The sequence below is a fragment of the Rhodopseudomonas infernalis genome (assembly GCF_022271405.1).
GTDB classification, from domain to species: domain Bacteria; phylum Pseudomonadota; class Alphaproteobacteria; order Rhizobiales; family Xanthobacteraceae; genus Rhodopseudomonas; species Rhodopseudomonas infernalis.
Genome location: NZ_JAJNAL010000018.1, coordinates 1 through 21,250, shown reverse-complemented (window position 1 = coordinate 21,250; position 21,250 = coordinate 1). Strand labels below are relative to the sequence as shown.

Below are 21,250 nucleotides of genomic sequence, written 5' to 3'. Positions count from 1 at the left end.
CTATGTTGCTGATCCGGTAACCGGATCAGCTTATCGCGTGTCCGACGCGATAAATGTAATCAGGAAGCAATCATGTCTCGCCAGGACGCGAATGCCGCTTTCGCCCTCTCTTCGTTTTTGCAGGGCGCCAATGCCACCTACATCGACGACCTCTACTCCCGCTATGAAAACGACCCGTCTTCCGTCGATGCCGACTGGCAGGCATTCTTCCGGAGTCTGAAAGACAATCCGGGCGACATCCAGAAGAACGCCGAGGGTCCGTCCTGGGAGCAGCCGAACTGGCCGCTGACGCCGCGCGACGATTTGACCTCGGCGCTCGACGGCAACTGGGCCCAGGTCGAAAAGACCGTCGGCCAGAAGATTCAGGCCAAGGCGCAGACCAAGGGCGTCGAGCTGTCGACCGCCGACGTCAATCAGGCGACCCGCGATTCCGTTCGCGCCCTGATGCTGATCCGCGCCTACCGCATGCGAGGCCATTTCCACGCCAAGCTCGATCCGCTCGGACTGGAAGCCGCCAAAGATCACGAAGAGCTCGATATCCGCAGCTACGGCTTCACCGAGGCCGATCTCGACCGCAAGATCTTCCTCGATCACGTGCTCGGCCTCGAATACGGGTCGTTGCGCGAGATCGTCGCGATCTGCGAGCGGACTTACTGCCAGACCATGGGCATCGAGTTCCTGCATATCTCGAACGGCGCCCAGAAGGCCTGGCTGCAGGAGCGGATCGAAGGTCCCGATAAGGAGATCAGCTTCACTCGCGAGGGCCGGCGCGCGATCCTGATGAAACTGGTCGAGGCCGAAGGCTTCGAGAAGTTCTGCGATCTGAAGTTCACCGGCACCAAGCGGTTCGGCCTCGACGGCGGCGAAGCGCTGATTCCGGCGCTGGAGCAGATCATCAAGCGCGGCGGCAATCTCGGCGTGCGCGAGATCGTGCTCGGCATGCCGCATCGCGGCCGCCTCAACGTGCTGACCCAGGTGATGGGCAAGCCGCACCGCGCGCTGTTCCACGAGTTCAAGGGCGGCTCGGCCAACCCCGACGAAGTCGAAGGCTCCGGCGACGTCAAGTATCACCTCGGCGCCTCGTCGGACCGCGAGTTCGACCACAACAAGGTCCATCTGTCGCTGACCGCCAACCCGTCCCATCTCGAGATCGTCGACCCGGTGGTGCTCGGCAAGGTCCGCGCCAAGCAGGACCAGCACGGCGATCTGCCGGAAGAGCGCGTCTCGGTGCTGCCCCTGCTGATGCACGGCGACGCTGCGTTCGCCGGCCAGGGCGTGGTGGCGGAGTGCTTCGCGCTGTCCGACCTCAAGGGCTATCGGACCGGCGGCTCGATTCACTTCATCGTCAACAACCAGATCGGCTTCACGACTTATCCGCGCTACTCGCGGTCGTCGCCCTATCCGTCGGACGTCGCCAAGATGATCGACGCGCCGATCTTCCATGTGAACGGCGACGATCCGGAAGCGGTGGTGTTCGCCGCCAAGATCGCGGTCGAGTACCGGCAGAAGTTCCACAAGCCGGTCGTCATCGACATGTTCTGCTATCGCCGGCATGGCCATAACGAAGGCGACGAGCCGTCGTTTACCCAGCCGTCGATGTACCGCAAGATCGCCGGCCATCCGACCACGCTGGAGCTGTACTCCAAGCGGCTGATCGCCGACGGCGTGATCACCGAGGGCGAGGTCGAGAAGGCGAAGGCCGACTGGCGCGCCCGGCTCGACGCCGAGCTCGAAGCCGGCTCGTCCTATCGGCCCAACAAGGCCGACTGGCTCGACGGCAAATGGGCCGGCTTCAAGTCGGCCGATCAGGAAGAGGATCCGCGCCGCGGCATCACCGGCGTCGACCTCAAGACGCTGAAGGAGATCGGCGCCAAGATCACCAAGGTGCCGGAAGGTTTCCGCCTGCACCGCACGGTGATGCGCTTCCTTGAAAACCGCGCCAAGGCGATCGATTCCGGCAACGGGATCGACTGGGCGACCGGTGAAGCGCTAGCGTTCTCGTCGCTGCTCAACGAGGGCAATCGCGTCCGGCTGTCCGGTCAGGACAGCGAGCGCGGCACCTTCTCGCAGCGCCATTCGGTGCTGATCGACCAGGAAGACGAGACCCGCTACACGCCGTTCAATCACCTCGGCCCGGATCAGGGCCACTATGAGGTGATCAACTCGCTGCTGTCCGAAGAGGCGGTGCTCGGGTTCGAATACGGCTACTCGCTGGCCGAGCCGAACACGCTGACGCTGTGGGAAGCCCAGTTCGGCGATTTCGCCAACGGCGCGCAGGTGCTGTTCGACCAGTTCATCTCGTCGGGCGAACGCAAATGGCTGCGCATGTCGGGCCTGGTCTGCCTGCTGCCGCACGGCTACGAAGGCCAGGGCCCCGAGCACTCCTCGGCCCGGCTCGAGCGCTTCCTGCAGATGTGCGCCGAAGACAACATGCAGGTGGTGTATCCGACCACGCCGGCGAACTACTTCCACGCCCTGCGCCGTCAGCTCAAGCGCGAGATCCGCAAGCCCTTGATCGTGATGACGCCGAAGTCGCTGCTCCGCCACAAGCGGGCGGTGTCGCGGCTCGACGAGCTCGGCCCCGGCACCAGCTTCCACCGCGTGCTGCTCGACGATGCCCAGACCTTGCCGGACGAGAAGATCAAGCTCGTGCCGGACGCCAAGATCCGCCGCGTCGTGATGTGCTCGGGCAAGGTCTACTACGACCTTTACGAAGAGCGCGAGAAGCGCGGCGTCGACGACATCTATCTGCTGCGCGTCGAACAGCTCTATCCGGTGCCGCTGAAGACGCTGGTGCACGAGATGTCGCGGTTCAAGGATGCCGAACTGGTGTGGTGTCAGGAAGAGCCGCGCAACATGGGCGGCTGGCACTTCATCGAGCCGTATCTGGAGTGGGTGCAGAACCAGGCCGGCGCGACCAACCGTCGTCCGCGTTATGTCGGCCGTGCCGCTTCGGCCGCGACGGCGACCGGCCTGATGTCCAAGCATGTCGCTCAGCTCAAGGCGTTCCTCGACGAGGCGCTGCGCTGAGCCGCGGAGGCCGCCGCCCGGCGGCCTTCCGGACTTCCTGAGAATAGGTTCACGGGCTGGCGCCGGCACGAGGCCGCAGCGCCGCAAAAGGAAAACAGACGATGACTGAAATTCGCGTTCCGACCCTCGGCGAATCGGTGACCGAAGCGACGATCGGCCGCTGGTTCAAGAAGCCGGGCGACTCGGTGGCGGTCGACGAACCGTTGGTCGAACTCGAAACCGACAAGGTGACCATCGAAGTGCCGGCGCCGTCCGCCGGCACGCTCGGCGAAATCGTCGCCAAGGATGGCGAGACCGTCGCGGTCGGCGCGCTGCTCGGCCAAATCACCGAAGGTGGTGGCGCCGCCAAGCCGGCCGCTGCTGCGCCGGCGCCCGCCAAAGCTGCGGCCCCGGCGGCTGCGCCCGCTCCGGCCGCTGCTCCGGCTCCCGCCAAGGAAGCCGCGAAGGCGCCGCCGGCCGATGCGCCGCAGGCGCCGTCGGTTCGCCGGTTGTCAGCCGAGAGCGGCGTCGATGCCTCGACCGTGCCGGGCTCCGGCAAGGATGGCCGCGTCACCAAGGGCGACATGCTGGCGGCGATCGAGAAGGCCGCCGCCGCGCCGACCCCGGTCAATCAGCCGGCTGCCGCCGTGCAGGTCCGCGCGCCGTCGCCGGCCGACGACGCCGCACGCGAAGAGCGCGTCAAGATGACCCGGCTGCGCCAGACCATCGCGCGCCGGCTCAAGGAAGTTCAGAACACCGCCGCGATGCTGACGACCTTCAACGAGGTCGACATGACCAACGTCATGGCGCTGCGCGCGCAGTACAAGGACGTGTTCGAGAAGAAGCACGGCGCCAAGCTCGGCTTCATGGGCTTCTTCACCAAGGCCTGCGTCCAGGCGCTGAAGGACATCCCGTCCGTCAACGCCGAGATCGACGGTACCGACCTGATCTACAAGAACTACTACCATGTCGGCGTCGCCGTCGGCACCGACAAGGGCCTGGTCGTGCCGGTGGTGCGCGACTGCGATACCAAGTCGATCGCCGACATCGAGAAGAGCATCGTCGATTTCGGCAAGCGCGCCCGTGACGGTCAGCTCAAGATCGACGAGATGCAGGGCGGCACCTTCACGATCACCAATGGCGGCATCTACGGCTCGCTGATGTCGACGCCGATCCTGAACGCGCCGCAGTCCGGCATCCTCGGCATGCACAAGATCCAGGAGCGTCCGGTGGTGGTCGGCGGCAAGATCGAAATTCGGCCGATGATGTATCTGGCGCTCAGCTACGATCACCGCGTGATCGACGGCAAGGAAGCGGTGACCTTCCTGGTCCGCGTCAAGGAGAGCCTGGAAGATCCGGCCCGTCTGGTGCTGGATCTCTAAGACTGAAGTCAGTGCGAGCGGCGCGATACTGCGCGCCGCCGCGGACCTTAGGGGGGACTGATGCCGCCGATGCCGACCGAGATCACGGTGCTGGGCTGGAGTGTGGTGCTGCTGATCGTGCAGATGTTCCTCGCTTCGATCCCGACCACCATGGAGCTCGGGGGCGACTATCAGGCCGGCCCCCGCGACGAGCCACGGACGCCCAAGGGGCGGTTCGCCGGCCGCGCCTCGCGCGCCTTCCGCAACCTGCTCGAAACCTACCCGGCCTTCATCGGCCTCGCGCTGGCGCTGGCGGTCACCGGCAAGACCGGCGGCTACGCGGCGACGGCCTCGGTGGTCTGGCTGGTCGCCCGCGCTCTGTATGCGCCGCTCTACATCATCGAGATTCCGTTCGCCCGCAGCATCGTCTGGTTCGTGGCGCTGCTGGCGCTGGTCGCCATGCTGATCCGTCTGCTGAGCTGAGGTGCGCATGACCGATCGCGTCGTCATCATCACCGGCGGCAGCCGCGGCATCGGCCGCGCCACTGCGCTCGGCTGCGCGAAGCGCGGCTTCAAGGTCGTGGTCGGCTACGCCAGCAACGCCGCCGCGGCCGACGAGGCGGTGGCGGAGATCGAAGCCAGCAACGGCAAGGCGATCGCGGTGAAATGCGACGTCGGCAGCGAGGCGGATATTCTGGCGCTGTTCGCGGCGGCCGACCGGTTCGGCCCGCTCGGCGCCCTGGTCAATAACGCCGGCATCGTCGGTCCCACCGCGCGGGTCGATGAGATGTCGGCCGAGCGTATCCAGCGGATGATGGCGGTCAATGTCACCGGCAGCATCCTGTGCGCGCGCGAGGCCGTGAAGCGTCTGTCGACGCGTCATGGCGGCCAGGGCGGCGTCATCGTCAATTTGTCGTCGGTCGCCGCCAAGCTCGGCTCGCCCAACACCTATGTCGACTACGCAGCCTCCAAAGGCGCGATCGATTCCTTCACCATCGGGCTTGGTCACGAGGTCGCCGGCGAAGGCATCCGCGTCGCCGCGATCCGCCCGGGTCTGATCGATACCGAGATCCACGCGTCCGGCGGCGATCCGGACCGCGCGCATCGGCTCAGCGTCAACGTGCCGATGCGGCGCGTCGGCCGCGCCGACGAAATCGCCAATGCCGTCGTCTGGCTGCTGTCGGACGAGGCCTCCTATGTCACCAGCGCCATCTTCGATATCTCGGGCGGACGTTAGCCGTCCCGGCGCCAACTACAGGATTGTTCTATGGCCTCCTACGATCTCGTCGTCATCGGCACCGGCCCCGGCGGTTACGTCTGCGCGATCCGCGCAGCCCAGCTCGGCCTCAAAGTCGCGGTGGTCGAGAAGAACGCCACGCTCGGCGGCACCTGCCTGAACGTCGGCTGCATGCCGTCGAAGGCATTGCTGCATGCCTCCGAACTGTTCGAAGAGGCCGGGCATTCGTTCGCCAAGATGGGCATCTCGGTGCCGGCACCGAAGCTCGATCTGCCGGCAATGATGGACTTCAAGCAGCAGGGCATCGACGGCAACGTCAAGGGCGTCGAATACCTGATGAAGAAGAACAAGATCGACGTCATTGTCGGTCGCGGCAAGGTGCTGGGTACCGGCAAGGTCGAAGTGACCGGCAACGACGGCAAAGCACAGACCGTCGACACCAAGTCGATCGTCATCGCCACCGGTTCGGCGGTTGCCCAGCTCAAGGGCATCGAGATCGACGAGAAGCGCATCGTGTCGTCGACCGGCGCGCTGGCGCTCGACAAGGTCCCGGGCAAGCTGATCGTGGTCGGCGCCGGCGTGATCGGCCTCGAGCTCGGCTCGGTGTGGCGCCGGCTCGGCGCGCAGGTCACCGTGGTCGAATTCCTCGACCGCATCCTGCCCGGCATGGACGGCGAGGTCTGCAAGCAGTTCCAGCGCATCCTCGAGAAGCAGGGTTTTGCCTTCAAGCTCGGCGCCAAGGTCACCGGCGTGGACAGCTCAGGCAATCAGCTCAAGGTCAATGTCGAAGCTTCGGCCGGCGGCAATCCGGAAACGCTCGAAGCCGACGTCGTGCTGGTGGCGATCGGCCGCGTGCCCTACACCGAGGGCCTCGGTCTCAAGGAAGCCGGCGTGGCGCTGGACGAGCGCGGCCGGGTGCAGATCGACAATCACTTCGCCACCGCCGTGAAGGGCGTCTACGCGATCGGCGACGTCGTGCGCGGGCCGATGCTGGCCCACAAGGCCGAAGACGAGGGCGTCGCGGTCGCCGAGATCATCGCCGGCAAGGCCGGGCACGTGAACTACGACGTGATCCCGGGCGTGGTCTACACGACGCCGGAAGTGTCCAGCGTCGGCAAGACCGAGGAAGACCTCAAGCAGGCCGGAATCGCCTACACGGTCGGCAAATTCCCGTTCACCGCCAATGGCCGCTCCAAGGTCAACCAGACCACCGATGGTTTCGTGAAGATCCTCGCCGACGCCAAGACCGACCGCGTGCTCGGCGTCCACATCGTCGGCCGCGAGGCCGGCGAGATGATCCACGAGGCGGCGGTGCTGATGGAGTTCGGCGGCTCCGCCGAGGATCTGGCCCGAACCTGCCACGCCCACCCGACCCGCTCGGAAGCCGTAAAGGAAGCCGCGCTTGCGGTCGGAAAACGCGCCATCCATATGTGACTCTCGCCTATGACCTGCCCGGGCCATGCGCCGGGCAGGAGCGTGAGGGACATGAAACGCCGTCTGCTGCAGCCGCTCTGGTTCATCCTCGCCGTCCTGTTTCTGGTCGAGGCGTGGCTGTGGGAGCATCTCGAACCGTGGGTGGCGCGGATCGTCGCCGCGGTCCCGCTGCGCGCCATCAAGGCCTGGACGACCGAACGCGTCGCGCACCTGTCGCCGCCGATGGCGCTGATCGTGTTCGTGGTGCCGCTGATCCCGCTCTACCCGTTCAAGCTTTTCGCGCTGTGGCTGATCGCCACCCAGCACTTCGTCGCCGGCATCCTGGCCTTCGCCCTGGCGCAGTTCGTCGGGCTCGGCCTGATCGCCTTCATCTTCGACGTCACCAAGCCGAAGCTGATGCAGATGGCGTGGTTCGTGCGCGTCTATGACTTCGTGCTGAGGGTGAAGGCCAAGGCGCACGACATCGTCGCCCCGGTGATGGCGCGCATTCGCGCGCAACTAAGCGCCTTCGTCGGCGAGGGCGACGGCCCGTTCAAGCGCGTGCTGCGCAAGGCAATGCAGTTTCGCAAGCGCATCCGGGCGACGCGCTGAGGTGCGGCGCCTCTTCGATCAATAAAAGCTTCGATCAGAACAGGTGCACCGCGTGCGGTGCGAACAGGCCGATCGCCGTGAAGGCGAGTCCAGTCAAGGCGAGCGCGCCGGATATCCAGGCCAGCGCGATCATCCCGGTGATGATGGTCGCCGAGGCCAGCACGATGCCGATCTGGAAGGCGGCCGATGCCAGCTCGTAATGATGGTAGCGGGCCTGGGCCAGGTCGCGGTCATGCTCGGCGTGCTTGGCGCGCGCCGCGAGCTGCTCGGAGCCTTCGCCGGTCTCCGGCTCGGAGCGATAGCGCTGCGCGGTCTTCTGCCATTCCTCGATCTGCTTTTGCAGCGCGGCTTTGGCGGCTTCGTCGCCGACCGTGCTCATGCTGAGCCGCGCCTCTTCGGATACCGTCTGCACCACGGTGCGGCGAATGCTCTTGGCCTGGAAAAACGCCCACAGGTTCGACGCCTCCACGTTCTTGGCGAGCGATTCCGTTTGTGATGCTTTGCCGAGCGTTTCCGAGAAGGCGAGAAACAGCGCGATGACCGAAATCAGCAGCGCGATTTTCTTGTTCGAGCCGGATGCATGCTCCGCGTGTTCGGCATGCTCCATGCTCTCGTGCGCGCCCATGCGTATCTCCTGTCATCGATTCGTCATGCCCCGATGCGGGGCTGGTGATCATCAGATCAGGAACTTGTCAGTTGGAAGGCAGAGCGGGTCAAGCCCGGCGATGGGCTGCTAACACCTTCGCCTGCGCTTTTCACCCGAGGCATCCTAAGCGCGCGGGTGAGCGCTGGCATAGACGTCGAGCAGCCGTTCAGTGTCGATGCCGGTATAGACCTGCGTCGTCGACAGCGAGGCGTGGCCGAGCAATTCCTGAATGGCGCGCAGATCGCCGCCGCGGGTGAGCAGATGCGTTGCGAAGGAGTGGCGCAGCGCATGCGGGGTGGCTGAATCCGGCAGCCCGAACGCGCCGCGCAGCCGCTCCATCGCCAACTGAATGATGCGGGGACTGAGCGGCCCGCCACGGGCGCCGAGGAACATCGGGCCGTCCGGCGGCAGCGGGTGCGGGCAGGCGGCCGCGTAGTCGGCGATCTGCGCCAGCACGCTCGGCAGCACCGGCACCATCCGGGTCTTGTTGCCTTTGCCGAGCACGATCAGCGTATCGCCCTTGCCGGGCGCCGGCACGTCGCGGCGCTTCAGCCCGAGCGCTTCGGAGATACGCAGGCCGGAGCCGTACAGCAGCGCCATCACGGCGGCGTCGCGAATCAGCACCCAGGTTTCGCGATCCTCGCCGGCGCGTTCATCGGCGTCGGCCAGCCGCTTGGCGGCGGCGATCTGGATCGGCTTCGGCAGGCTCTTCTTGATCTTCGGCGCCCGCACCGCCGCCAGCGCGCCGACCCGGCCCTTGCCCTCGCGTTCGAGGAAACGGCCGAACGAGCGCAGCCCCGCCAGCGCCCGCATCAGCGAGCGGCCGGCAATCGCATCGGCCCGCCGCGCCGCCATGAAGGCGCGCACGTCGGTCGCCTCCAGCCGCGCGAACCGGCCGAGCGTGACTTCGCCGCCCCAATGGCCGGAGAGAAACAGCAGAAACTGCCGCAGGTCACGCGCATAGGCCTCCAGCGTCTTGCCGGACAGCCGCCGCTCGGCACGCAGATGCGCCAGCCAGCGGGTGAACTCCGCATTGAGGTCAGCGGCCGCGCAGTCGAGATCGATCGGGGCGGGGGCAGGCTGTGCTTTGGCCATGTGGTGCTTATGTGAATGCCGATTGAAACGGGAGCCTCTCCGTCATTGCGAGCCAACGGGTCGGCGCAAAGCGCCGCCCGATGACAGGCTCCGCGAAGCAATCCAGCGCAGTGCACGGAGCTGGATTGCTTCGTCGCTTAGCTCCTCGCAATGACGCGGAGGTCGTGGCCGATCATAGCCGATTTCCTTTCCCATTGATGAAAGCCGGCTTTGGCGTCACACCGGGGCGATGGACGACTCCCGAACCAGCCCGGCCTCGCCTTCGGCGATGCGCGTTGTCGACGTGCAGGTGCCGGTCGCGGTCGATCAGGCCTATTCGTACCGGGTGCCGCGCGGGCTCGAGCTGAAGCCGGGCGATGTCGTCGGCGTGCCGCTCGGGCCGCGCGAGGTGCTGGGCGTAGTGTGGGCCGAGAATCCCAATCCCGACCCGCGGCTGCACAACCGGCTCAAGGACGTCTCCGAAAAGCTCGACATCCCGCCGCTGCGCGAAGAGCTGCGGCGGATGGTCGACTGGGTCGCCAATTACACGCTGTCGCCGCGCGGCCAGGTGCTGCGGATGACGCTGCGGATGGGCGAGCTCGGTCCCGAACGTCAGCGGATGGGCGTGCGGCTGGTGGGACCGCCGCCGCAGCGGATGACGTCGGCACGGCGGCGGCTGATCGAGATCCTGTCTGACGGCTTGCTGCACGGCAAATCCGACGTCGCCAGGGAAGCGGGCGTCAGCCCCGGCGTGATCGACGGCCTGGTCGACGAAGGCACCCTGCACGTCGAAGCGATGCCGCGCGAGCCGGCGGCGCCGCTGCCCGATCCGGATTTCGCGCCGGCGGATTTTTCGCCCGATCAGGCGCAAGCTGCCGAGACCATGCGCGAACTGGTCAAAGCGGGCGGCGGCTTCCGGGCGGCGCTGCTCGACGGCGTCACCGGCTCCGGCAAGACCGAAGTGTATTTCGAAGCCGTCGCAGATGTGATTCGGCAGGGCCGTCAGACCCTGATCCTGATGCCCGAGATTGCGCTGACCGGGCAATTCCTCGACCGCTTCGCGCTGCGCTTCGGCGTGCGGCCGCTCGAATGGCACTCCGAACTGACGCCGCGCACCCGCGCCCGCAACTGGGCGGCGATCGCGGCCGGCGAGGCACGCGTCGTGGTCGGTGCCCGCTCGGCGCTGTTTCTGCCTTACGCCGATCTCGGCCTGATCATCGTCGATGAGGAGCACGACCAGGCCTACAAGCAGGAAGACGGCGCGCATTATCACGCCCGCGACATGGCGGTGGTGCGGGCGAGCATCGCCAAGATTCCGATCGTGCTGGCCTCCGCAACGCCGTCGGTGGAGACCGAGGTCAATGCCCGCAAGGGCCGCTACCAGCGGATTCCGCTGCCGTCGCGATTCGGCGGCCAGCACATGCCGCAGATCGAGGCGATCGATCTGCGGCGCGCACCGCCGCCGCGCGGCCGCTTCGTCTCGCCGGTGCTGGCCGAGCAGATCAGCCACGCCATCGAGCGCAAAGAGCAGGCGCTGCTGTTTCTCAACCGGCGCGGCTATGCGCCGCTGACGCTGTGCCGGGCCTGCGGCCATCGCTTCGCCTGCACGATCTGCGACGCCTGGCTGGTCGACCATCGCTTCCGGCAGCGGCTGGTCTGCCATCACTGCGGCTTCTCGATGCCTCGGCCGCATCAGTGCCCGCATTGCGGAGCCGAGGAATCTTTGGTCGCGGTCGGACCCGGCGTCGAGCGGCTGCAAGAAGAAGCGGCGAGCCTGTTTCCGAATGCGCGCACCATGGTGCTGTCGAGCGACCTGATCACCTCGATCGAGGCGATGCGGAGCGAGCTCAACGACATCGCCGAGGGCCGCGTCGACATCATCATCGGCACCCAGCTGGTCGCCAAGGGCCACAATTTTCCGCGGCTCAATCTGGTCGGCGTGGTCGATGCGGATTTGGGCCTCAGCAACGGCGATCCGCGCGCCGCCGAGCGCACCTTTCAGTTGCTCAATCAGGTGATCGGCCGCGCGGGCCGCGAGCAGGGCCGCGGCGTCGGCTTCCTGCAGACCCATCAGCCGGAGCATCCGGTGATGAAGGCGCTGGTCGCGTCCGATCGCGAGGCCTTCTACGCCAGCGAAATCGATCTCCGCGAGCGCACGCTGTATCCGCCGTTCGGCCGACTCGCCAGCCTGATCATTTCGGCCGGCGACCGGCCGACCGCCGAAGGCTTCGCCCGCAAGCTCGCGGGCTGCGCGCCGGTCGACGAGCGCGTCCAGGTGCTCGGCCCCGCCGAGGCGCCGCTCGCGGTGATCAAGGGGCGCTATCGATTCCGGCTGCTGGTGAAATCGGTGCGATCGTTCGATCTGTCGAACTATTTGCGCTCATGGCTGGCGCAGGCACCGAAGACCAAGGGAAATCTCAAGCTCGAAGTCGACGTCGATCCGCAAAGCTTCCTGTAGTCTTGTTCGATCCGTGATCGGCCGAAACCTTGCGGTGGTTGGTGCGTTACTCACGTGCAGCCGATGCGCACGTCGCGCAGGCACACTCGCCCGACGCGCAAAAAGAAAGCCTGCCGTCGGGCTGACGGCAGGCCGCAGATTGGGCGCGCGACGGATCGCGGCCATTCGGACTCGATATGTTTTTCTAAAGAGAGGAAGCGGACCGCTCTGCGGTTACATCACTTCCGCAACCACACGGCCGACCCCGCGGCTGGTGAGACCGATCGCGCGCGCCGCGCCGGTCGACAGATCGAGCACTCGGCCACGAATGAACGGCCCGCGATCATTGATGGTGACGACGACGCTGCGGCCGCCATGGGTGACGCGCAGCTTGGTGCCGAACGGCAGGCTGCGGTGGGCGGCAGTCATGGCGCCGGCATTGAAGCGCTGACCCGAGGCGGTGCGGCTGCCGGACTCGTTGCCGTAATACGACGCCATCCCGGAGAAGCTGCGGCCGCCGCCGTTCGAGGCAAGCGACGCATTGGCGTCGCGCCAATCGGTCTGGGCGTGATGGCGGTGATGATGGCTGTGGCTGTGGCTGTGGTGGTGATGATGGCGCTTCGAGCGCGCCGAGGCTTCGCTGGTGATAGCCCCGCTGATCAGGACAGTGGCGGCGATCAAGGCAACCGCCGTACGCGGCCGGGTTACGAGTCCCGGCGGAGACTTCTTCGTATTAGTCATTAATGTAAGCCCTCAGTATTACCACACGTGCGGTAAGTGGAACCCCCGTCCCATTTACGATGGTGGAGCGTTCGCTGCGTAATGAGGCAAGATGTTGACGAACGATCGAATCGTTTCTCCGCTGAAATAAACTTTGAAGCGATGAGCCGGATCAAAAAGCCCAGCATTGCGTTACGCGGAAATTCTTACTACGGCTTTCGGATACACTCGAATACTAAAGGCGTAAGTCTTTATTAGGGCCAACCTTTGGTTCGCCAAGTCGAGCGCAAGACTTGATGGAGGCGCTGGCAGGCACCGGTGGGCCTCTGCAACGGCTTTGGAGCCGGCGCCGGGAGGCCGGAGCGGCGGGCGGGAGGCTCGCGCCGAATTCCGCCGCGCGGCGTTGCCGCAAAGAAGAAATGCGACAGACCGTCCGGACGTGGTGCGTCATGTTGCACGCGTGCGCGCGCTATGTTAGCAAAGCCGCGATTTTAAAGGTCGCCGGCTCCGTCGTGCCGGTCCAAAATCCAAGTCCAGCTTGAATTCCAAGGGCTTAAATCGGGGCGCCGCGACTTGGCGACGGTTTGTCTCTTGGCAATTTGACAGCACAAAAGAGCGCGTCTGTGGCATCTGAAGATCCATCGGTTTCCGGAGTCTCTGGTCGTTACGCGACCGCCCTGTTTGAACTGGCCCGCGATGAGAAAGTCATCGATGTGGTCAAGGCCGATCTGGACAAGTTCAGCGCCCTGCTGAAGGACAGCCCGGACCTGTTGCGCCTGGTGCGCAGCCCGGTGTTCGGCGCCGACGTTCAGGCCAAGGCGCTCGGCGCGGTGCTGGACAAGGCCGGCATCGCCGGCATCAGCGCCAACTTCCTGAAGTTGCTCGCCGCCAATCGCCGCCTGTTCGTGGTCGCCGATGTGATCCGCGCCTTTCGGTCGCTGGTGGCAAGGTTCAAGGGCGAGGCGACCGCCGACGTCACCGTCGCCGAGAACCTCAGCGACAAGAATCTGGAAGCGCTGAAGACCGCGCTGAAGTCGGTGACCGGCAAAGACGTCACCCTCAATGTCAACGTCGATCCGGCGATCATCGGCGGGCTTGTCGTTAAGCTCGGCAGCCGCATGGTCGACAGTTCGATCCGCACCAAACTCAATTCGATTAAGCACGCGATGAAAGAGGCAGGCTGATGGACATCCGCGCCGCGGAAATTTCCGCGATCCTCAAGGACCAGATCAAGAATTTCGGCCAGGAAGCCGAAGTCACCGAGGTCGGACAGGTGTTGTCCGTCGGCGACGGCATTGCCCGCGTCTACGGTCTCGACAACGTTCAGGCCGGTGAAATGGTCGAGTTCGAGAACGGCACGCGCGGCATGGCGCTGAACCTCGAAACCGACAACGTCGGCGTCGTGATCTTCGGCGCCGACCGCGAGATCAAGGAAGGCCAGACCGTCAAGCGCACGCGCTCGATCGTCGATACGCCGGTCGGCAAGGGCCTGCTCGGCCGCGTCGTCGACGCGCTCGGCAACCCGATCGACGGCAAGGGTCCGATCCAGGCGACCGAACGCAAGCGCGTCGACGTCAAGGCGCCCGGCATCATTCCGCGCAAGTCGGTGAACGAGCCGATGGCGACCGGCCTCAAGGCGATCGACGCCCTGATCCCGGTCGGCCGCGGCCAGCGCGAGCTGATCATCGGCGACCGTCAGACCGGCAAGACCGCGATCGCGCTCGACACCATTCTGAACCAGAAGCCGCTCAACGTCGAAGGCGCGCCGGAATCGCAGAAGCTGTACTGCGTCTACGTCGCGGTCGGCCAGAAGCGTTCGACCGTCGCCCAGTTCGTCAAGGTGCTGGAAGAGCAGGGCGCGCTGGAATATTCGATCGTCGTCGCCGCCACCGCGTCGGACCCGGCGCCGATGCAGTACATCGCGCCGTTCACCGGCTGCACGATGGGCGAATACTTCCGCGACAACGGCATGCACGCCGTCATCATCTATGACGATCTGTCCAAGCAGGCCGTTGCCTATCGCCAGATGTCGCTGCTGCTGCGCCGTCCGCCGGGCCGCGAAGCCTATCCGGGCGACGTGTTCTATCTGCACTCCCGCCTGCTCGAGCGCGCCGCCAAGCTGAACGACGATCACGGCGCCGGCTCGCTGACCGCCCTGCCGGTCATCGAAACCCAGGCCAACGACGTGTCGGCCTACATCCCGACCAACGTGATTTCGATCACCGACGGCCAGATCTTCCTGGAAACCGATCTGTTCTTCCAGGGCATCCGTCCGGCCGTGAACGTCGGTCTGTCGGTGTCGCGCGTCGGTTCGTCGGCGCAGACCAAGGCGATGAAGAAGGTCGCCGGCAAGATCAAGGGCGAGCTCGCGCAGTACCGCGAAATGGCGGCGTTCGCGCAGTTCGGCTCCGACCTCGACGCCTCGACCCAGCGTCTGCTGAACCGCGGCTCGCGCCTCACCGAACTCCTGAAGCAGCCGCAGTTCTCGCCGCTGAAGATGGAAGAGCAGGTGGTGGTGATCTGGGCCGGCACCAACGGCTATCTCGATGCGCTGCCGGTCGCCAAGGTTCGCGCCTTCGAGGACGGCCTGCTGTCGCTGCTGCGCGGCAAGGAGTCGGCGATCCTCGACGCGATCCGCACCAGCCGCGACCTGTCGGACGACACGGCCGCCAAGCTGAAGGCGGTGGTCGAGAGCTACGCCAAGACCTTCGCCTAAGAGCGGTCGTGGCCGGCGTAAGCCGGCCATCCGCATCTTGTGCGCGAGATTTCAAAATCGTGGATGCCCGGGGTGAGCCCGGGCATGACGAATGTGAGGTTTGCGGTCGGATTGTCGATCTGATCGTCGGGGTGGACTGAGAATGGCTTCACTTAAGGACATGCGCGTCCGCATCGCCTCGACCAAGGCGACGCAGAAGATCACCAAGGCGATGCAGATGGTCGCGGCTTCGAAGCTGCGCCGCGCCCAGACCGCGGCGGAAGCCGCCCGGCCCTACGCCGAGAAAATGGACGCGGTGATCTCGAACATCGCCGGCGCCGCGGCGGGCTCGCCCGGCGCACCGGTTCTGCTCGCCGGCACCGGCAAGGATCAGGTTCATCTGCTGCTGGTGTGCACCGGCGAGCGCGGCCTGTCGGGCGCGTTCAACTCGTCGATCGTCCGCCTGGCGCGCGAACGCGCGCTGGCGCTGATGAACCAGGGCAAGGAAGTCAAATTCTTTTGCGTCGGCCGCAAGGGCTACGAGCAGCTGCGCCGCACCTTCGACAAGCAGATCATCGAGAACATCGAGCTGCGCTCCGTGCGCCAGCTCGGCTTCGTCAACGCCGAAGACATCGCCCGCAAGGTGATCGCCCGCTTCAACAACGGCGAATTCGACGTCTGCACGCTGTTCTATTCGCGCTTCAAATCGGTGATCTCGCAGGTCCCGACCGCGCAGCAGCTGATCCCGCTGGTTGTCGAGGCGCCCGCCGCCGGCACCGTGGCGACGTCCTACGACTACGAGCCCGAAGAGGACGAGATCCTCTCGACGCTGCTGCCGCGCAACCTCGCGGTGCAGATCTTCCGGGCGCTTCTGGAAAACAACGCATCGTTCTACGGCGCGCAGATGAGCGCAATGGACAACGCCACCCGCAACGCAGGCGACATGATCAGGAAGCAGACGCTGATCTACAACCGCACCCGGCAGGCGATGATCACCAAGGAACTGATCGAGATCATCTCGGGCGCCGAGGCGATCTGACCGCACTTCTTCAGGCTTACATCCGGTCGACGACCGCGATTTCGATTTCGGACTTCAGGGAGAGAGTTTAATGGCTACACCCGCCAATCAGACCGGACGCATCACCCAGGTCATCGGCGCCGTCGTCGACGTGCAGTTCGAAGGCCACCTGCCGGCCATTCTGAACGCGATCGAGACCAAGAACGGCGACAACCGCCTGGTGCTCGAAGTCGCCCAGCATCTCGGCGAATCGACCGTCCGCACCATCGCGATGGACACCACCGAGGGTCTGGTCCGTGGCCAGGAAGTCACCGACACCGGTTCGCCCATCATGGTGCCGGTCGGCGTCGGTACGCTCGGCCGCATCATGAACGTCATCGGCGAGCCGGTCGACGAGCAGGGCCCGGTGTCGAACGAAGGCCTTCGCCCGATCCACGCCGAAGCGCCGACCTACACCGACCAGTCGACCGAAGCTGAAATTCTCGTCACCGGCATCAAGGTCGTCGACCTCTTGGCGCCCTACGCCAAGGGCGGCAAGATCGGCCTGTTCGGCGGCGCCGGCGTCGGCAAGACCGTGCTGATTCAGGAACTGATCAACAACGTCGCCAAGGCCCACGGTGGTTACTCGGTGTTCGCCGGCGTCGGCGAGCGCACCCGCGAAGGCAACGACCTCTATCACGAGTTCATCGAATCCGGCGTGAACAAGAAGGGCGGCGGCGAAGGCTCCAAGTGCGCCCTCGTGTACGGCCAGATGAACGAGCCGCCCGGCGCCCGCGCCCGCGTCGCGCTGTCGGGTCTGACCGTCGCCGAGCACTTCCGCGATCAGGGCCAGGACGTGCTGTTCTTCGTCGACAACATCTTCCGCTTCACCCAGGCCGGCTCGGAAGTGTCGGCGCTGCTCGGCCGTATTCCTTCGGCGGTGGGTTATCAGCCGACGCTCGCGACCGACATGGGTGCGCTGCAGGAGCGCATCACCACCACCCATAAGGGCTCGATCACCTCGGTGCAGGCGATCTACGTGCCGGCCGACGACTTGACCGACCCGGCGCCCGCCACCTCGTTCGCCCATCTGGACGCGACGACCGTGCTGAACCGCGCGATCTCCGAAAAGGGCATCTACCCGGCGGTGGACCCGCTCGACTCGACCTCGCGCATGCTGTCGCCGCTGATCGTCGGCGAGGAGCACTACCAGACCGCCCGTATGGTTCAGCAGGTGCTGCAGAAGTACAAGTCGCTGCAGGACATCATCGCCATTCTGGGCATGGACGAACTGTCCGAAGAGGACAAGCTCGCGGTCGCCCGCGCCCGCAAGATCGAGCGCTTCCTGTCGCAGCCGTTCTTCGTCGCCGAAATCTTCACCGGCTCGCCGGGCAAGTTCGTCGACCTCGCCGACACCATCAAGGGCTTCCGCGCGATCTGCGAAGGCAAGTACGACCACCTGCCGGAAGCGGCGTTCTACATGGTCGGCGCCATCGAAGAAGCCGTCGAAAAGGGCAAGAAGCTGGCTGCGGAAGCGGCCTAAGAGAGCGAATAGGGAGTAGCGAATAGCGAATAGTCTCGCCGCCGCTGCTCCCTCGCCATTCGCCATTCGCTATTCGCTATTCGCAGGTACTTCCAATGGCCACCTTCCACTTCGATCTGGTTTCGCCCGAAATGGTCGCCTTCTCCGGCGAGGTCGATCAGGTCGACATCCCGGGCACCGAGGGTGATTTCGGCGTGCTCGCCGGCCACGCGCCGGTGGTGGCGACGATCCGTCCCGGCATCCTGACGGTGACGGCCGGCGGCAGCCAGCGCAAGATCGTGGTGCTGGGCGGCATCGCCGAAGTGTCCGAGAAGGGTCTGACCGTGCTGGCCGACGTCGCCACCGCGGCGACCGAGATGGACCTGCAGGGCTTTGCCGAGACCATCACCACCATGGAGCAGCAGCTCCCCGGCAAGGTCGGCGACGAACTCGACCGCTCGATCGAGCGGCTGGATCACTACAAGAGCATCCAGCACCAGCTCAACACCACCGCGATGCACTGAGCCGCGGGCCGGTGTTCGCTTTGCGGTGCTGAACTAAATCACTGCCTGGGGCCCAAGCCATGTCATTCCGGGGCGCGGGCGAAGCCCGCGAACCCGGAATCCGGAGGTTGTGGAAACGATTGCTCACCAGCTCGGGATTCCGGGTTCGCTTGCTACGCAAGCGCCCCGGAATGACGGGGGAGATGGGTCACACGAACCGCGCAAAACTCCGCGCCACTTCGCGGTAGACGTCGCGCCGGAACGGCACCACCAGATCGGCGACGCGGTCGAGGCGCTCCCAGCGCCAGGCGTCGAATTCCGGCGGCATGTCGTTGCGCACCGCGAGCGGGTCGATCTCGCTTTCGTCGCCGGTGTAGCGCAGCGCGAACCACTTTTGCCGCTGGCCACGAAACATCCCGAGCCGATGCGGCGGCCCGTCGTAAGGCGGGAAGTCGTAATTCATCCAGTCCGTTTCGCCGAGGATGTCGGCGTGCCGCACGCCGGTCTCCTCCCACAGCTCGCGCATCACCGCGACCTCCGGCACCTCGCCTTCGTCGATGCCGCCTTGCGGCATCTGCCATTCGAGGCCGGGCAGGACGATCTCAGGACCGTCGTCGCGAAACCGGCGGCCAATCAGCACGCGGCCCTCGGGGTTAAACAGCGCGATGCCGACATTGCGCCGGTACAATGGGGACTCGGTGGGCGCCGGCTCGCTCACGACGCCAACAGCGTGCGGAAGTAGACGATCGTCTCCTTCAACCCGTCGGCGAGCGCGACCTTCGGCTCCCAGCCGAGCGCGTTGCGCGCCAGCGTGATATCCGGCTGGCGCTGCCGCGGATCGTCGGACGGCAGCGGCAGCGCGACGATCCTGGATTTCGAATCGGTCAACTCGATCACCAACTCGGCGAGCTGCCGAATGCTGAACTCGACCGGGTTGCCGAGATTGACCGGACCGATGAACGCGTCGTCGCTCGCCATCAGCCTGGCGAAGCCGTCGAGCAGGTCGGTGACGTAGCAGAACGAGCGGGTCTGGCTGCCGTCTCCGTAGATGGTGATGTCCTGGCCGGACAGCGCCTGGACGATGAAGTTCGACACCACGCGGCCGTCGTTCGGATGCATCCGCGGCCCGTAGGTGTTGAAGATCCGCGCTACCTTGATCCGCACCTTGTGCTGGCGGTGGTAGTCGAAGAACAGCGTCTCGGCGGCGCGCTTGCCCTCGTCGTAGCAGGCACGGATGCCGAGCGGATTGACGTGGCCCCAATAGCTCTCGGGTTGCGGATGCACGTTCGGATCGCCGTACACCTCGCTGGTCGAGGCCTGAAAGATCTTCGCGCGCGTGCGCTTGGCGAGGCCCAGCATGTTGATGGCGCCGTGCACGCTGGTCTTCAGCGTCTGCACCGGATCGTGCTGGTAGTGCACCGGCGAGGCCGGGCAGGCGAGATTGTAGATGTCGTCGACTTCGACATAGAGCGGGAAGGTGACGTCGTGGCGCATCACCTCGAAGCGCGGTGCACCGACCAGATGCTCGATGTTGCGCCGCCAGCCGGTGAAGTAGTTGTCGACGCAGAGCACTTCATGGCCTTCGGCCAGCAGCTTGTCGCACAGATGCGAGCCGATGAAGCCGGCGCCGCCGCTGACGAGAATTCGACGAGACAATCGCATCGCGCAGTCCTGGGCTGGAGCCTCGTCCCGGTGCGTCCACGTTCGCGGACGGCTGCCGGAATGGCTGTCAAATGCACGCGCCCTCGTGTCGCGACGGCCGTTTTCCGCCGCATTGAATGGCAAGAAACCCCATGCTAGGCAAGCGCCGAACCGGCCAGCGGCGCATGCGTGCCGGCCGCGGATGCGGGATCACGTCGATCCGCGCGAATTCAGGGCGAGCGTGCCTGCAGGCGATCCCACCTTCATGAGCGATCATCCCGCAACGCCCAAACCCGCCGACCACCGTCCGACCACCAGCAAGGATCTTTCGCAGGCCCGGATCCTCGAGATCGGCGGCGGCTATTTCAAGCTGCAGTATCCCGAGCGGACCACCTGCCTGTGGACCTGGACCAAGCTCACCGACGATTTCGGCAAGCTCGACGGCTTCTCGACGCCGGATCGGATCTGGCGCGAGCTGCGCGCGGCGCGAGACGGGGCCTATGATGTCGTCGTGGTCAACAGCCTGCGCTATTCGCCCTGGCATCCGCGCTACTGGGCGCGCGGCATCTTCTACACCCCGACCAACCCGTGGGCCGCGCTGACGCGGCAGTTCGGACCCAGCATGCTGCGCTGGCTCGACGTGCCGGTGCCGCTGGTCGCGGTCGAGATGGACGACTCGTTCCAGATCTCCAAGAGCAGCGTGTTCCTGCTCGACAAGGCCAAGGCGTATTTCAAACGCGAGCTACCGGCCGACAATTGGCAGGTGCTGGCCGGCACGGTGCACCCGCATCTGCCGACGCTGCGCTACCGGCGCAGCGCCAAATGGCAGCAACGCATCGAGCGGCTGCGACCGATCTCACTGCCGCAATATCGATTCGAGAGCCGCTGGCGCGACGCGCCGTTTCCGGAAAAGACTCACGACCTGTTCTTCTCCGGCGGCATCGTCGGCAACTCGACCGTGCGCGCCGCAGGGCTCGCCGAGCTGGAGCGGCTGCGGGCCGCCGGGGTGCGGATCGACCAGCCGACCGAGCGGCTACCCTACGATGCCTTCATGGAGCGGATGTCGCATTCCTGGCTGGCGTGGTCGCCGGAAGGCATGGGCTGGGACTGCTATCGCCACTACGAGGCGCCGCTGGTGCAGGCGGTGCCGGTGATGAACAACCCGACCATCGCGCGCTACGCGCCGCTGCTGGCGGGCCAGCACGGCGTCTATTACGACATCGAGCCCGGCGGACTGGAGCGCGCCGTGCTGGGTGCACTCGCCGACAAGGACAAGCTGCGCACCATGGCGACGGCCGCGCGCGACCACGTGCTGGCCCACCACACCGTGAAGGCGCATTGCGACCATATCCTCCGGGTGGCGCTGGGTTTGGAGTGAGCGAC

18 protein-coding genes are annotated in these 21,250 nt (G+C 65.7%); 13 read left to right on the top strand and 5 right to left on the bottom strand.

Annotated features, from left to right (window positions below):
* Window positions 1-72: 72 nt before the first annotated feature.
* From LPW26_RS13690 to LPW26_RS13665, 6 genes are all read left to right on the top strand, one after another.
* Window positions 73-3,030 carry a 2-oxoglutarate dehydrogenase E1 component gene (locus LPW26_RS13690; protein ID WP_238735934.1) on the top strand — a complete coding sequence of 986 codons (2,958 nt, stop codon included), beginning with the start codon at window positions 73-75 and terminating at the stop codon, window positions 3,028-3,030.
* Between the two features lie 101 nt (window positions 3,031-3,131).
* Window positions 3,132-4,391 (top strand): 2-oxoglutarate dehydrogenase complex dihydrolipoyllysine-residue succinyltransferase, encoded by a 1,260-nt coding sequence (gene odhB / locus LPW26_RS13685; RefSeq protein ID WP_238735933.1) that lies wholly within the window; start codon window positions 3,132-3,134, stop codon window positions 4,389-4,391.
* Window positions 4,392-4,451: 60 nt separating this feature from the next.
* Window positions 4,452-4,853 carry an MAPEG family protein gene (locus LPW26_RS13680; RefSeq protein WP_238735932.1) on the top strand — a complete coding sequence of 134 codons (402 nt, stop codon included), beginning with the start codon at window positions 4,452-4,454 and terminating at the stop codon, window positions 4,851-4,853.
* Window positions 4,854-4,860: 7 nt separating this feature from the next.
* Window positions 4,861-5,607, top strand: coding sequence for an SDR family oxidoreductase (locus LPW26_RS13675; protein WP_238735931.1), 747 nt, complete (start codon window positions 4,861-4,863; stop codon window positions 5,605-5,607).
* A gap of 30 nt (window positions 5,608-5,637) precedes the next feature.
* The gene (lpdA, locus tag LPW26_RS13670) at window positions 5,638-7,041 is read left to right on the top strand and encodes a dihydrolipoyl dehydrogenase (protein WP_238735930.1); all 1,404 of its coding nucleotides are present in this window, start codon (window positions 5,638-5,640) and stop codon (window positions 7,039-7,041) included.
* Between the two features lie 51 nt (window positions 7,042-7,092).
* Window positions 7,093-7,632: a hypothetical protein gene (locus LPW26_RS13665; RefSeq protein WP_238735929.1), complete on the top strand. Its 540-nt coding sequence runs from the start codon at window positions 7,093-7,095 to the stop codon at window positions 7,630-7,632.
* Window positions 7,633-7,666: 34 nt separating this feature from the next.
* On the opposite strand, the gene LPW26_RS13660 is transcribed toward LPW26_RS13665, so the two are convergent.
* Together LPW26_RS13660 and LPW26_RS13655 are read right to left on the bottom strand one after the other, a co-directional pair.
* Window positions 7,667-8,257: a DUF4337 domain-containing protein gene (locus LPW26_RS13660; RefSeq protein WP_238735928.1), complete on the bottom strand. Its 591-nt coding sequence runs from the start codon at window positions 8,255-8,257 to the stop codon at window positions 7,667-7,669.
* Window positions 8,258-8,401: 144 nt separating this feature from the next.
* Entirely contained in the window at window positions 8,402-9,373 is a 972-nt protein-coding gene (locus LPW26_RS13655) for a tyrosine recombinase XerC (protein WP_238735927.1), read from the bottom strand.
* A 229-nt stretch (window positions 9,374-9,602) separates the two neighbouring features.
* Between LPW26_RS13655 and LPW26_RS13650 the strand changes: the two genes are divergently transcribed.
* Window positions 9,603-11,810 carry a primosomal protein N' gene (locus LPW26_RS13650; protein ID WP_238735926.1) on the top strand — a complete coding sequence of 736 codons (2,208 nt, stop codon included), beginning with the start codon at window positions 9,603-9,605 and terminating at the stop codon, window positions 11,808-11,810.
* A 213-nt stretch (window positions 11,811-12,023) separates the two neighbouring features.
* Here the strand turns inward: LPW26_RS13650 and LPW26_RS13645 are convergent, their stop codons facing one another.
* Window positions 12,024-12,530 (bottom strand): septal ring lytic transglycosylase RlpA family protein, encoded by a 507-nt coding sequence (locus LPW26_RS13645; RefSeq protein WP_238735925.1) that lies wholly within the window; start codon window positions 12,528-12,530, stop codon window positions 12,024-12,026.
* 602 nt (window positions 12,531-13,132) lie between these two features.
* On the opposite strand from LPW26_RS13645, the gene LPW26_RS13640 reads away from it, so the two are divergent.
* The 5 genes from LPW26_RS13640 (at window position 13,133) to LPW26_RS13620 (ending at window position 18,247) form a co-directional block, all read left to right on the top strand.
* Window positions 13,133-13,693, top strand: a complete 561-nt coding sequence (locus LPW26_RS13640) for a F0F1 ATP synthase subunit delta (protein WP_238736040.1) — start codon at window positions 13,133-13,135, stop codon at window positions 13,691-13,693.
* Entirely contained in the window at window positions 13,693-15,225 is a 1,533-nt protein-coding gene (gene atpA / locus LPW26_RS13635; RefSeq protein WP_238735924.1) for a F0F1 ATP synthase subunit alpha, read from the top strand. Before LPW26_RS13640 ends, atpA begins: the two co-directional genes overlap by 1 nt.
* Window positions 15,226-15,367: 142 nt before the next feature.
* Window positions 15,368-16,243, top strand: a complete 876-nt coding sequence (locus LPW26_RS13630; RefSeq protein ID WP_238735923.1) for a F0F1 ATP synthase subunit gamma — start codon at window positions 15,368-15,370, stop codon at window positions 16,241-16,243.
* Window positions 16,244-16,313: 70 nt separating this feature from the next.
* Window positions 16,314-17,744, top strand: a complete 1,431-nt coding sequence (gene atpD, locus LPW26_RS13625; RefSeq protein ID WP_238735922.1) for a F0F1 ATP synthase subunit beta — start codon at window positions 16,314-16,316, stop codon at window positions 17,742-17,744.
* 95 nt (window positions 17,745-17,839) lie between these two features.
* A complete protein-coding gene (locus LPW26_RS13620; protein ID WP_238735921.1) occupies window positions 17,840-18,247 on the top strand; it encodes a F0F1 ATP synthase subunit epsilon in 408 nt (135 codons plus the stop codon).
* A gap of 187 nt (window positions 18,248-18,434) precedes the next feature.
* On the opposite strand, the gene LPW26_RS13615 is transcribed toward LPW26_RS13620, so the two are convergent.
* Together LPW26_RS13615 and LPW26_RS13610 are read right to left on the bottom strand one after the other, a co-directional pair.
* On the bottom strand, window positions 18,435-18,914 hold the full coding sequence (locus LPW26_RS13615; protein ID WP_238735920.1) for an RNA pyrophosphohydrolase: 480 nt from the start codon (window positions 18,912-18,914) through the stop codon (window positions 18,435-18,437).
* A 26-nt stretch (window positions 18,915-18,940) separates the two neighbouring features.
* Window positions 18,941-19,888 carry a UDP-glucuronic acid decarboxylase family protein gene (locus LPW26_RS13610; protein WP_238735919.1) on the bottom strand — a complete coding sequence of 316 codons (948 nt, stop codon included), beginning with the start codon at window positions 19,886-19,888 and terminating at the stop codon, window positions 18,941-18,943.
* A gap of 244 nt (window positions 19,889-20,132) precedes the next feature.
* Here LPW26_RS13610 and LPW26_RS13605 point away from each other — a divergent pair, with 244 nt between their 5' ends.
* A complete protein-coding gene (locus tag LPW26_RS13605; protein WP_238735918.1) occupies window positions 20,133-21,245 on the top strand; it encodes a glycosyltransferase in 1,113 nt (370 codons plus the stop codon).
* Window positions 21,246-21,250: the final 5 nt, after the last annotated feature.